Raw genomic sequence first — 12,872 nt, forward strand, 5'->3', positions numbered from 1 at the left:
CTATCAAGGCGTTGTTGGTGCATCCCTATGCCGAAAATGCATCCGTAGAGTGTTAGGGGGGCGAGGCGATTTTGCGACAGTCGATTGATAACAACTTCCCAACGATGCGGCAAGAGTGACGCTGTGGATTTCTTCAGTGATCTATGTCGCACTACGATAAGGTGATGATTGCGCTGGCGGGCTCTTAACTCGATGAGGAGCCTACGGCGCAGCACCACGACGATATCAGTGAAAACAGAGTTGAGGGACATGGTGTGTCACACCATGACGGACGGACACTCATTGAAGCATCCAGTGGAACTCGCATCGTTATCTGCCCTGTGAAAATCAGGATTGTCTGGAGGAACGCTGAACCGTTACCGGTTTCTTGCCGCTTTTATGCGAGCCCCTGCACCGGTTGGGCCGGGATGGTTTCTTTAGCGTAATACACTACTTCGTGTTCTGTCGGTGGGATGTCTCCGATGCTGGTGTGTAGGCGGTCGTTGTTGTACCAATCGATCCAGGCCAAGCTGGCCCATTCAACCTCATCGATGGTTTTCAACGGCCCGTTGCGGAAGGGAGAATCTTCTCGGACGGCTTCAGTCTTGAACAGGCCGATGGTGGACTCGGCCAAGGCGTTATCGTAGGCGTCCCCGACAGAGCCGATTGATGCTGCGATGCCCTCCAGAGTCAGGGTTTCCCCGAAATGCAAGGAAGTGTACTGGGACCCGGCGGCGGAATGATGGATCAGCCCTTCTGCGACCGGATGCCTGGTGCGTGTCCGCTGCCATAAGCCCATCCTGAGTGCTGTGCTCACCAGGGCGGTGTCCTTGATCGTGGAGATGTTCCAGCCCACGATGTACTTGGAGAAACAATCAATGATGAACGCGACATAGACGAAACCTGCCCAGGTGCGCACATAGGTGAAGTCCGCAACCCAGCGCTGATTTGGGCCAGCTGCGGTGAAGCACCGATCCAATAAATCCGGGGCACGGTCATGGTTTCGGTCCGGCACCGTGGTGCGCACACCTTTGCCCCGTACCCGGCCTTTCAAACTCAACAAGCTCATGAGCCGGTTCACCTGCCGGTAAGAGACCTCGAATCCTTTCCGACGCAGCCAAGCCGTCATTTTCCTCCTCCCGTACATTCCCTCCGGTGTCCCTACCGTTCCTAGCAACGCATCCATAACCGAAGCCTCTGCCATGTCCCGGACCGAAGCGGTGGAGACCTTCCAACTACGGTAGGTCCGGGCAGTGACCGTTAAGCCCTGGCCACGCAGGACCTTGCAGATCACCTCGACTGCCCAGCCAAGGAAGCGTTGTTCATCGATGAATCCCCTGATCAATGCTTCGCGGGGGTCGAGTTCCCCCGCGAAGAAAACCGACGCAGCCTTCACAATCTCTAACGACTCACGCAGCTCACGATTCTCACGTTTGAGCGCACGTACCTGCTCCGATTCCGTCGTGGACATCCCTACCCTGGTCCCGGCATCAATTTAGGCCTGCCTCACCCAACGACGTAGGGATTCCTTCCCAACCCCGACTTTGCCGCCCACAGCAGCACAAGCAGCCATCAACGATGGATACTCCTGGAGATGATCCAAAACCAGCCGCACCGACCTGTCCCGAACCTCCCGCGAAAACTTCCGATTCATAACCATCAATACTTCCTTCCAAACTCAAAAGGAAGCGGCATAAAACCGGTAACGGTTCAGTCGAAATCGGCACCGCTGAATGGGCCGATTGGTACAACCACCGAAGGCTCTACCAGTACTGCGGAGACATCCCACCAGTAGAGCTAGAAAACCACTACTACAATCACTACCAGAGCACGGCAGCCGCCGACAGGCTCATCGTCTGAGAAACCCTCCGGACACACCGGGGCGATTCAGACCGCAAGATAGACGGCCTGGTCGGCAGTTTCAGCATCGCGGAAAACATGATTTTGGATCTTTATGACCAAGCGCCCTTCGCAAAGGGGTTGGGCATGACGCCCGCAGTGATTTCGAAGAATGCCGAAGCGAAAGTCACCGAGTTTGACGTGCGCACCCCGTCGGTGACGACGTCGGTCGGCACCCTTTCCGGCGGTAACCAGAAGAAGGTAGTTCTGGCCCGCGAGCTTTCCCGGCCACTGCAACTTTTTATTGCTTCGCAGCCAACTCGCGGCCTCGACGTTGGCTCAATTTAGTTTGTGCATAAAAGGGTCATCGCCGAACGTGATCACGGTACGCCCGTAATGATCGTTTCCACCGAGCTTGACGAGGTTGTGGAACTAGCGGATCGGATTGCGGTGCTCTACCGCGGCAAACTGATCGGCATTGTGCCGGCAAACACCCCACGAGACGTGCTTGGCCTGATGATGGCTGGCGTCTCTGCCGAAGAAGCTCAGCAGCAGGCAACCGAGACTTCAGATGCTCACCATGCCAACGGAGGCGAAGCCGATGTCTGAGACCACAACCGTGCAGACGGAGCCGCAAAAAGACTCCGTTCTGCGCCAAATATTCGCTGGAAATGCCCTGGTATCGGTGCTGTCGATTCTGTTGGCCGTGGTGATCGGCGGCATCTTGATGGCGGTCACCAACCCTAAAGTCAGCGCCGCAGCAGGCTATTTCTTCTCGCGGCCCGGCGACTTGATCTCTGAAGTACTCAAGCCCTATAGCACGCTGATCCAGGGCAGTATTTTCAATTGGGCTGGCGTCGACTTCAACGCAAAAATTTACCCGCTCACCGAAACACTGACGGTAGCAACGCCGCTGATCTGTGCTGGCCTGGGTGTGGCGCTCGCGTTCCGTGCGGGTCTGTTCAACATCGGTGCGCAGGGTCAGATTATCTTGGGTGCCCTCTTCGGCGCTTACGTTGGTTTTAGCTGGCATTTGCCGTGGGGCTTGCACTTGCTCTTGGTGATCGCGGCTGGCCTGGTCGGCGGCGCGGTGTGGGGCGGCGTCGTCGGGCTTTTGAAAGCTAGGACTGGCGCACATGAGGTCATTGTGACCATCATGCTCAACTACATTGCAAACTTCTTGCTGATGTATTTGCTCACGCTGCCAGCGTTCCAACGGCCAGGGTCAACCAACCCGATTTCGCCGTTTTTGGACGAAACCGCATTGTTCCCGTTGTTGCTTGGCCCGCAATTCCGATTGCATGCAGGCTTCATTCTGGCGATTATCGTCACGATTTTCGTTTGGTGGCTGCTCAATCGCTCCACCATCGGTTTCGAGTTTCGCGCCGTCGGTGCCAATCCGAAGGCAGCTAGCACAGCTGGCATTAGTGTCTCGCGTCGCGTCATCCTGGTGATGGCGATTGCCGGTGCGCTTTCCGGACTCGCCGGTATTTCGCAGGTATCTGGTACCGAGAAATACATCTCAGGCGGGGTGGCAGCGTCGATTGGCTTTGATGCGATCACAGTAGCCTTGCTGGGCCGCTCGACGCCGGGGGCACTTTCTTCGCTGGCTTGTTATTTTGGGCTTTCCGGGCCGGTGGTGTGGTGATGCAGGCGCAGACCGGCACACCTATCGACATCGTTTTGGTCATTCAGTCACTCATCGTGCTATTCATCGCGGCCCCGCCGTTAGTTCGTGCGGTATTTGGGATGAACGCTAGAAAGAAGCAACGTAAGAAGCCAGACGAGACTACCTCTGATACCTCGTTGACGAGCGGAGCAAACGTATGAGCGCCGTGACGCAATCACCTCGCAATGACAACCCGGCTAACCCAGATAATTCGGTCAATGCGGGCAAGGATTCGAAGAAGACCATCGATCCAGAGTTGGTGAGCTGGAAGGCCGGAGTTGGCCTTGGCTTGCTGGCATTGGTGGGGCTTGTTCTCTTCGGCTTCATGTCGAATGAGAAGAAGGCCGGCTTCCGCATTACCGAATCGTCCGACGGCGGAGCCTCCGCAGTCGCAGCGGTCACCTTCTTTGCCGCAATAGTTTTGATTCTGGCGCTTGGCGCTTTGGTCTATAGCAAAAGACGAAATAAGTTACCGACCCCGCGTTGGTTCTGGCCGCTTTTCGCCACGTTATTAGTACTTGCCGTCGTCGGCTTGCTTGGCATGGCCAAGGTCGAAGTAATCAGTGTTCCTAGTGGCATCGTTGGTTGGATTGCCGCGATACTTTTGTGTCTGTTGGCGGCGTATGCAATCTGGCTGACTTCGTAAAAACGGCGGACTCCGGCTTGGCTCGGGGCTACTTTTGCCGTCGTCTTCGTCCTGGGGTTCATGGTCTGGATCGTTGGCGGTGGCCGGGATGAGATGCCTTCTATCTCGCTCTCTGGTCTCCTCGGTGGCGCAGTGACACTTGCCGTGCCGCTCGTCTTCGGTTCGCTCTCCGGAGTGTTGAGCGAACGAGTGGGCGTGGTAAATATTGCGATTGAAGGCCAGCTACTGTTCGGTGCTTTCAGCGCAGCGGTGGTCGGCACGATCACCGGCAATCCCTTTGTTGGACTGGTAGCCGCTGCCGTGGCTGGTGCTCTGGTTTCGCTAGTGCTGGCAGTAGTGAGCATCAAATATCTGGTCAATTAGATCATTGTTGGCGTAGTGCTCAACGTGTTGGTCTCTGGGCTGACCAGCTTCCTCTTTTCTACCGTGCTCACGACGGACCCAGATAAATTCAATAAGCCGCCGCGACTTGGGCCAGTGGCCATTCCGTTCCTATCGGATATTCCGGTGATTGGACCGAATTCTTTTCCGCCAGTCGATTGTTGGTTACTTGATGTATATCGCGGTTATCGTGGTCTACGTCGGGCTGTATCACACCAAATGGGGCTTGCGCGTGCGGGCAGTTGATGAGCATCCACAAGCTGCCGATACCGTGGGCATCAACGTCAATCGGACCCGATTTTGGAATGTTTTGCTGGGCGGCGCGGTAGCCGGCGTTGGTGGTTCATTTTTTACCTTGGTGGCCGTTGATTCCTTCAGCAAGGACATGTCTGGCGGTCGCGGTTACATCGCGTTGGCGGCGCTGATCTTTGGCCGCTGGAACCCCATCGGTGCGTTTCTGGCCGCGCTGCTCTTCGGTTTTACCGATAACTTGCAACAGATCATCACCATTATTGGCTCACCCGTTCCGGGCCAGTTCATGGCAATGCTGCCGTACTTGTTGACCATCATTGCGGTGGCTGGTTTGGTGGGCAGATCTAGACCACCGGCAGCCAGCGGCGAACCATACGTGAAAGGCTAGCCGCTGTGAATAGCAGCATCGATTGGCCCGAACTTGCCGCCCAGGCTACTGCCGCGATGCGGCGAGCCTATGTGCCCTATTCGAAGTTCCCGGTGGGTGCGGCAGCACTCACCAAGGACGGTCGAATTGTTGTCGGTTGCAATGTGGAGAACGCCTCCTATGGACTCACCTTGTGCGCCGAGTGCACCTTGGTTGGTGCGCTACAGATGAGCGGTGGCGGCAAGATCGCTGCCTTTTATCGTGTAGACGGCGAGGGCAAAGTGCTGATGCCCTGCGGCCGCTGCCGGCAGCTACTTTACGAACATCGAGGTAGCGATATGCAGCTGATGACGGTGTCCGGAATTAAAACCATGGACCAAGTTTTGCCAGATGCTTTCGGTCCGGAAAATCTATTCAGAATAGCGAGTGAACTCATGACTGAATCCTTTGATGCCGTTGATGTGATCCGCACCAAGCTTGATCACGGAATCTTGAGCCAAGCGCAAATTGCTTGGACTATTGACGCTTACACCCGAGGTGTCATCGCGGAAGAGCAGATGGCCGCTTTGAACATGGCGATCTTGCTCAATGGCATGAACCGGGAAGAAATCGCACAATGGACTGCTGCGATGATCGCCTCCGGCGAGCGAATGGAATTTTCTAGTCTCAGGGCAGTCAACGGCGGCCCGGTTAACGCTCAGGGCAGCAAGCCGACGTCGGACAAGCACTCGACCGGCGGTGTGGGGGACAAGATCACCTTGCCGCTGGCTCCGCTGGTGGCAGTCTTTGGCGTTGCGGTGCCGAAGCTTTCTGGCCGTGGACTTGGTCACACTGGCGGCACTTTGGACAAGCTCGAAGCGATTCCTGGCTGGCGGGCTGCGCTCTCAAATGAGGAGATGATGCAGCAACTTCAAGACGTCGGCGCAGTAATTTGTGCCACAGGTTCTGGCTTGGCGCCGGCTGATAAAAAGATCTATGCCTTGCGTGATGTTACGGGAACCGTTGAGGCTATCCCGCTGATTGCTTCCTCAATCATTGAGTAAGAAGATCGCCGAGGGTACCGGGTCTCTGGTCCTTGACGTCAAAGTCGGTTAGGGTGCATTCATGAAGGATCTGGCTCAGGCGCGCGAATTGGCTAAAACTATGGTGGAGCTGGGCACCGATGCAGGTGTCAAAACAGTGGCGCTGCTCACCGATATGTCGACGCAGCTGGGCCTTACCGCAGGAAATGCAATTGAAGTTGAAGAGTCAGTTGAAGTACTTGCTGGCGGGGGACCGCAGGACGTTATTGAGCTAACAGTTCGGCTTGCCGAAGAGATGTTGAGCGCCGCGGGCCTGCACGGAGCTGACCCAGCGGCAGCGCTAAAAGATGGTCGAGCCATGGACGTTTAGCGGCGGATGATCAAGGCCCAGGGCGGCGATCCGGAGGCAGCCCTTCCGGTAGCCAAAGAGTCTGAGGTGATTTATGCCCCGGCGGACGGCGTCTTGGTTGGCTTGGATGCACTCAGTGTTGGCATTGCGGCCTGGCGGCTTGGTGCTGGCCGGGCGCGAAAAGAATGATGTAGTGCAAGCTGGTGCGGGGGTCCGAATGTATGCCAAGCCGGGGGCTGTGGTTCGCGCTGGTGAACCGCTGATGCCCTTACTGACCGATACTCCAGAGCGATTTGAACGAGCCAAAGAAGCGCTGGCGGACGCTGTGACCATCGCGCCGGAGGGATCGCGGCCGGCAAATCAACTGATCATGGACCGAATCGCCTGAACTCATACCGTGGGGTGACATGCTGCAGCAAGGTTCACCCTTAGGAGCGATAGCTTCTGCAAATGCTGCGTGGGACGATTAATGCAACCTCGCACTAGTACAAGGAGCCGTCCTTCGTGGACTTAATAGAATTGTTCCGCGGTCTCAATGAGATGATCGCGCACTCTGCAAGCCAGTGGTGGATTGTTCCGCTAGTGACGCTGTTCTGTCTGATCGATGGTTTCTTTATCTTTCTGCCTAGCGAGACGGCGATTGTGGCGTTGGCTGCAGTTTCGTTGAGCACGGGGGAGCCGAACGTTTGGCTCTTGATGGCCGGTGGTGCGATCGGTGCGATCATCGGTGACAACATTGCGTATCAGCTGGGCCGAAGAATTGGCACTGCTGGCTTCAAATGGATGCGGCGGCCTAAGGTTGCCAAAGCGTTTGACTGGGCCAGAATGGAGCTGGATAAACGCGGTGCCGTATTGATTCTGACCGCGCGTTACATTCCCGTTGGTCGAGTTGCGGTGAACTTTACCGCTGGAGCCACCCAGTACCCCTGGCGAAAGTTTGCCGCCGTCGACGCTGTTGCTTGTGTGACATGGGCTGCCTACAGCGTAGGTATTGGCACCTTTGCCGGCAGCTGGATCAAGAACAATCACTTGTTGGGTGTTGGAATTGCGATCGTCTTTGCCATCATCATCGGATTCCTCGTCGATCATCTGATGAAGATGTTTCACAAATGGCTTGAAAAGCGTTCGCAAAAACAAGCAGCTAGTGTGGAAAGCGATCTCGTTGCCGAGCCGAGCGAAGCCAACACCAAGGTAAGCAAAACGACGGTCCCCAGCGTCGAACCTGGTTCTAACATTCCATAAGCCAAATTCCAGTAGAGTTGAGCCGTGACTACCGAAGCCCAGATTTCATCAGACGTGCCCTTCGATATCCGTAGCTTGCCGAAAGTCTCGCTACATGATCATTTGGACGGCGGCTTGCGCCCGGCCACGATCATCGAGCTCGCAGCGCAGATCGGCCACACGCTACCTTCAACTGATCCCGCGGCGCTCGGAGCCTGGTTCCGTGAGTCCGCAGATTCCGGATCATTGGTCCGTTACTTAGAGACCTTCGAGCACACGGTTGCCGTGATGCAAACTCGCGAAGGCTTGCAGCGGGTGGCGCGCGAATTCGTCGAGGATCTAGCCGACGACGGCGTGGTCTACGGTGAGGTGCGCTGGGCGCCGGAGCAGCACTTGACTAAGGGGTTGAGCTTGGATGAGGCTGTCGAAGCCGTCCAAGCTGGGATCGAAGAAGGCACCGAAGCGATCGAAGAAGCCGGCGGACACATTCAAGTTGGTCAGCTCATCACCGCAATGCGCCATGCAGACAGAGGTCAAGAAATCGCGGAATTGGCGGTCAAATTCCGCGATCGCGGTGCGGTCGGATTTGATATTGCTGGCGCGGAAGACGGCTTTTTGCCGTCCCGTTTTGCAGACGCTTTCCGCTATCTTGCTGAGCAGAATTTCCCGGCTACGGTGCACGCCGGTGAGGCCGCTGGGCTGGAAAGCATTCAGTCTGCGTTAGTTGATGGCCGTGCTCTTCGGCTTGGGCATGGCGTCCGAATCGCTGAAGACATTGAGGTTGATTTCACCACGGACGAAGCGAACGAAGCCGATCTGGGCATGGTGACGCTCGGGTCGTTGGCCTCCTGGGTTCGGGACCGTGGCATCACGCTGGAACTGTGCCCGTCGTCGAACTTGCAGACCGGTGCTATCGCGGCCTGGGGTAACACTATTGATCAGCACCCCTTTGATTTGCTGTACCAAACCGGCTTCCGGGTCAGCGTGAACACCGATAATCGTTTGATGTCTGGTGTGACCTTGACGAGTGAGCTTGAGCTGCTGGTTGAGACTTTCGACTACGACCTCGACGACTTGCTGGCGATTACTTTGAACGCTGCAGAGGCGGCATTCCTGCCTTTGGAAGAACGCGAAGCTTTAGCCGAATACATCACCGAGGCTTACGCCGGCTTGCGCTAAACCTAGTTATGTCTGCCGATTTCGACCGGCTGGTCTGGACAATTGCTGCCCTACGGGAGCATTGTCCATGGATGCGGCAGCTCAGCCACGAATCCTTGATCGAGTATTTGATCGAGGAGTCCTATGAAGTGGTTGAGGCCATTGAAGCCGGGAAGACGCCAGCGGAGCTGCGTGGCGAACTTGGCGATGTGTTGCTTCAGGTGGTTCTACACGCGCGAATTGCTGAAGAATCAGGCCAGTTTGTCATCGATGATGTGGTGCGCGGCCTCACCGAAAAAATGACGCGGCGTAATGCGCATGTTTTCAAGCCGGATGGGAGTTTGCAGGAGCATTTTCCGGCATCCATCGATGAAATCATCACGAAGTGGAACCAGGCCAAGGCGCTGGAGAATCCGCAGCGAAGTCGCTTTGAAGGCATTCCAGCCTCATTGCCCGCGCTGGCTTTAGCGCAGAAGACGTTGCGTCGGGACAAGGTGGCTAGGTCGCCGTCGCAATTGGCTGAAGAAGAGCTTGGCGAGCAGCTCCTAGAGCTGGTCAGGTCCAATCCGGACGTGGACGCCGAGCGGGCCTTGCGGATGGCGGTTCGCAGATTTCAAGGTGAACACGATGGCTGAACTATTTAGCGCGGCCGACGTGAGCTTCCGGCAAGCTGTTGCGGAGGACGTCGTCGAAATTGTTGCGCTGTTGACTGATGACGCGCTCGGCGTCGGTCGTGAGGGAACGGATCTCGCGCCGTATTACGCGGCATTTGCTGCAATTCAAGCCGACGCTGGGTAACTCTTGCTTGTTGGCGCCCGTGCTGCGGAACTGGTGGCCACTTTTCAGCTGAGTTTTATTCCGGGCATGTCTCGGGGTGGTGCACTCCGGGCGCAGATTGAATCGGTGCGCGTGGCCGAGTCATTGCGCGGTAGTGGTGTCGGCTCTTTGATGATTCAGTGGGCTATCGAAGAGGCCAAGTGTCGCGGTTGTGCGATAGTGCAACTGAGTACGGATAAATCGAGGGTAGACGCGCATCGCTTCTACGAGAAGCTTGGATTTGTCGCTAGCCACGAGGGTATGAAGCTTGTTTTCTAGATTGAGTTCCGCGCGGTTCACCACTTTCTAGTGATTCTGAGTTCTAGTAAAGGCCAGAATCAGCTGAAATGCGGCTAGAAAGTGGTGAACAGTGCTGGTGCGGACGCATCAGTCTGAAAGTAGTTTGTAGATCGTTCGGCGGGCCTCATCGAGCGAGGCAGTTACGGTGCGCAGCTGCTCTTCGGTACCGTCCATCGTAATTTGTTGAACAGCTCCCATGAGCTTGCCAATGCTGAGACGCAAGTCGTGTGCTGCGCCAGTTTCTTCACGAACTTCGGCCCAAACTGCAGCCAGTTCGTCTTTGTGTTCAGCCACGTAGCTGCGGCCTTCTTCGCTGAGCTCAAATTCGGTGCGTCGGCCTTCGCCGATCGATACGATGAGCCCTTCAGCTTGTAGCCCCGAAAGTGCAGGGTATACCGAGCCGGGGCTTGGCCGCCAGGCGCCATCTGAATGCAAGGCGATGGCTTTCATTAGGCCGTAGCCGTTGTAGTTCGAATCGCTCAACCGGGAAAGGATCGCGTTGCGGACGTCGCCTTTTTGTGCGCGTCCGCCGCCAAATGGGCTGGGACCGAATCCTGGACCAAAGCCACGTCCACGACCGCGGTGGGGGCCGCCGCGGTCAGCGCCGCGGTCTTCGCCGAAGCGATCGTCCCGCCGGTTGCGGCGGTCTTCTCGAAAGCCATCCGCACCCATCCGAAGCGGATCGCCATGGTGGCTATGCCGTGTTGAGTCATCGTCATGTTTGAATTCCTTGTTTTTCATGAGTTATATCTTTCTGTAAGTCGCAATGTCGCGATACGTCAAAGATATATCGCTATGTTCGAAACGTCAAGTAATACATACTGGCGAGGCGTTAGGCTTAGTAAGACACCGTCGTCGTCAGTCATTCACTGTGAATTTGAACGCTCAAGGAGCCCCTTCTATGGCCATCATTGACGCCATCCATGCCCGCGAAATTCTGGATTCCCGTGGCAACCCCACGGTCGAGGTCGAGGTAGGGCTCGACGACGGTTCAGTCGGCCGTGCTGCAGTTCCCTCCGGTGCCTCAACCGGTGCATTCGAAGCAGTGGAAAAACGCGATGGTGACAAGGACCGTTACCAAGGCAAAGGCGTCTTGCAGGCCGTTGATGCGGTTATCGACGACCTCGGGCCGGCATTGATCGGAATCGATGCCACCGATCAGCGCCTCAGCGACCAGACCATGATCGATCTAGACGGCACTGCCAACAAGGGCAAGTTGGGCGCTAACGCGATTCTGGGTGTTTCGCTTGCTGTTGCTGCCGCTGCTGCTGATTCAGCGGACTTGCCGCTATACCGCTACTTGGGTGGCCCGAACGCGCACGTGCTGCCGGTGCCGATGATGAACATTGTCAACGGCGGCTCGCACGCCGATTCTGACGTCGACATTCAGGAATTCATGGTGGTGCCGCTTGGTGCCAGCACCTTCTCAGAAGCTCTGTGTTGGGGTGCTGAGGTTTACCACGAGCTCAAAAAAGTGCTCAATGAAAAGGGCCTGTCCACCGGATTGGGTGACGAAGGCGGCTTCGCGCCGAATCTGCCTTCCAACCGTGCGGCACTCGATTTGATCGTCGAAGCCATCAAGCGTGCGGGCTACACCCCGGGGGAAAACATCGCTTTGGCGCTTGATGCTGCCTCCAGCGAGTTCTTTAAGGATGGCGCGTACCAGTTCGAAGGCCAGAGCAAGTCAGCGGCCGAGATGAGCGCTTACTACGCGGAGCTAGTGCGCGATTACCCTTTGGTTTCGCTTGAGGATCCGCTCGATGAAGAGGATTGGGATGGTTGGAAGACCCTCACCGAAGAAATTGGCGACAAGGTTCAGATCGTCGGTGACGACCTTTTCGTAACCAACCCGGAGCGTCTGCAACGCGGTATCGACAGCAAGACCGCCAACTCTCTGCTGGTCAAAGTGAACCAGATCGGCTCACTCACTGAAACGCTCGATGCTGTGTCTCTGGCCCAGCGCAGCGGCTACACCACCGTGATCTCGCACCGTTCAGGCGAAACCGAAGACACCACGATCGCGGATATTGCGGTAGCTACCAACGCTGGTCAGATCAAAACCGGCGCGCCGGCTCGTTCTGACCGGGTGGCCAAGTACAACCAGCTGTTGCGCATCGAGGAAGACTTGGACGACGCAGCGCGCTATGCCGGACGTAGCGCCTTCCCGCGCTTCACAGCCTAATCAACATAGCTTGATCAACGCGAAGTAACACCTGGTTCTGGCTAAGCTGAAGAGAGCTTAGCCAGAACCAGTCAGTTTTAGGAAGGTTTTATCATGGCCACTCGACGGCCCAAAGTGCCGCAGGCATCGCGCCCGAGTAGCAGTGCGCCAGATAGCACCGATTCAGTAGCTAACGGCGAAAGCAACGCCGAACCGCGTCTTTCCAAGGTGACTAAGTCAGCAGCACCCTCAAATAAACCTACGAGCGCCTCGGCCCGTAATGCTGAACGGAATTCGGATGCTGCCAATGCTCCGGTAGCGGCTCGGGCGTTTTCGGGTCGCTTAGTGGCTTTGGTCGCGGTGCTTATTGCCGTTGCGCTTTTGCTGACTCCTTCGCTCAATACTTTTTTGCAGCAGCGAGCAGATATCGCGTCGCTTAAAGCAGATATTGCCGCCAAAGAGAAGCAACAGAAGGACCTTGAGAATCAGCTCACTCGTTGGTCGGACCCGGCCTATGTCAAGCAGCAGGCCCGCGACCGGTTAAATATGATTCAGCCAGGGGAAACTGGATACTGGGTTTATGGCGGCGATCAAGCGCCAGCTACCCCAGACCAACCTGGAACTAGCGCCAATCCGGAGGGTCTGCCCTGGGTGGACGGTCTATGGAAATCGATCATTCGCTCCGCAACCGAGTAGTCTGCACTGAGGCAAT

At 56.5% G+C, this 12,872-nt stretch carries 9 protein-coding genes and 5 pseudogenes; 12 read left to right on the top strand and 2 right to left on the bottom strand.

Annotated elements, in window-relative coordinates; all coding sequences use genetic code 11:
• Positions 1-376 precede the first annotated feature (376 nt).
• Positions 377-1,450, bottom strand: coding sequence for an IS3 family transposase (locus tag RSAL33209_RS01320; RefSeq protein WP_012243778.1), 1,074 nt, complete (start codon positions 1,448-1,450; stop codon positions 377-379).
• Positions 1,451-1,869: 419 nt separating this feature from the next.
• Here RSAL33209_RS01320 and RSAL33209_RS17365 point away from each other — a divergent pair.
• The 10 genes and pseudogenes from RSAL33209_RS17365 to RSAL33209_RS19910 all read left to right on the top strand — a co-directional run.
• Positions 1,870-2,427, top strand: a pseudogene (locus RSAL33209_RS17365) (heme ABC transporter ATP-binding protein); the annotation flags it as partial.
• Positions 2,399-3,648 (top strand): annotated as a pseudogene (locus RSAL33209_RS01340) (ABC transporter permease). The pseudogenes RSAL33209_RS17365 and RSAL33209_RS01340, both read left to right, overlap by 29 nt.
• Positions 3,645-5,154: pseudogene (locus tag RSAL33209_RS16785) on the top strand (ABC transporter permease). The pseudogenes RSAL33209_RS01340 and RSAL33209_RS16785 overlap by 4 nt, the downstream one beginning before the upstream one ends.
• Before the next feature lie 5 nt (positions 5,155-5,159).
• Positions 5,160-5,534, top strand: a pseudogene (locus RSAL33209_RS16790) (cytidine deaminase); the annotation flags it as partial.
• Between the two features lie 33 nt (positions 5,535-5,567).
• Positions 5,568-6,892: pseudogene (locus tag RSAL33209_RS01350) on the top strand (thymidine phosphorylase).
• A 116-nt stretch (positions 6,893-7,008) separates the two neighbouring features.
• On the top strand, positions 7,009-7,746 hold the full coding sequence (locus tag RSAL33209_RS01355; RefSeq protein ID WP_012243790.1) for a DedA family protein: 738 nt from the start codon (positions 7,009-7,011) through the stop codon (positions 7,744-7,746).
• A 24-nt stretch (positions 7,747-7,770) separates the two neighbouring features.
• Positions 7,771-8,904: an adenosine deaminase gene (locus tag RSAL33209_RS01360; RefSeq protein WP_012243791.1), complete on the top strand. Its 1,134-nt coding sequence runs from the start codon at positions 7,771-7,773 to the stop codon at positions 8,902-8,904.
• An 8-nt stretch (positions 8,905-8,912) separates the two neighbouring features.
• On the top strand, positions 8,913-9,518 hold the full coding sequence (locus RSAL33209_RS01365) for a MazG nucleotide pyrophosphohydrolase domain-containing protein (RefSeq protein WP_012243792.1): 606 nt from the start codon (positions 8,913-8,915) through the stop codon (positions 9,516-9,518).
• On the top strand, positions 9,511-9,681 hold the full coding sequence (locus tag RSAL33209_RS19905) for a hypothetical protein (protein WP_411740981.1): 171 nt from the start codon (positions 9,511-9,513) through the stop codon (positions 9,679-9,681). The genes RSAL33209_RS01365 and RSAL33209_RS19905 overlap by 8 nt, the downstream gene beginning before the upstream one ends.
• Positions 9,682-9,684: 3 nt before the next feature.
• Positions 9,685-9,978, top strand: a complete 294-nt coding sequence (locus RSAL33209_RS19910) for a GNAT family N-acetyltransferase (RefSeq protein WP_012243794.1) — start codon at positions 9,685-9,687, stop codon at positions 9,976-9,978.
• A gap of 108 nt (positions 9,979-10,086) precedes the next feature.
• Here RSAL33209_RS19910 and RSAL33209_RS01375 read toward each other — a convergent pair whose 3' ends face one another.
• Positions 10,087-10,740, bottom strand: coding sequence for a PadR family transcriptional regulator (locus RSAL33209_RS01375; protein WP_012243795.1), 654 nt, complete (start codon positions 10,738-10,740; stop codon positions 10,087-10,089).
• Positions 10,741-10,900: 160 nt separating this feature from the next.
• Between RSAL33209_RS01375 and eno the strand changes: the two genes are divergently transcribed.
• Positions 10,901-12,181, top strand: coding sequence for a phosphopyruvate hydratase (gene eno, locus RSAL33209_RS01380; RefSeq protein WP_041684285.1), 1,281 nt, complete (start codon positions 10,901-10,903; stop codon positions 12,179-12,181).
• A gap of 93 nt (positions 12,182-12,274) precedes the next feature.
• Positions 12,275-12,856, top strand: a complete 582-nt coding sequence (locus tag RSAL33209_RS01385) for an FtsB family cell division protein (protein WP_012243797.1) — start codon at positions 12,275-12,277, stop codon at positions 12,854-12,856.
• Positions 12,857-12,872: the final 16 nt, after the last annotated feature.

The organism is Renibacterium salmoninarum ATCC 33209 (genome assembly GCF_000018885.1).
Classification (GTDB): Bacteria; Actinomycetota; Actinomycetes; order Actinomycetales; family Micrococcaceae; genus Renibacterium; species Renibacterium salmoninarum.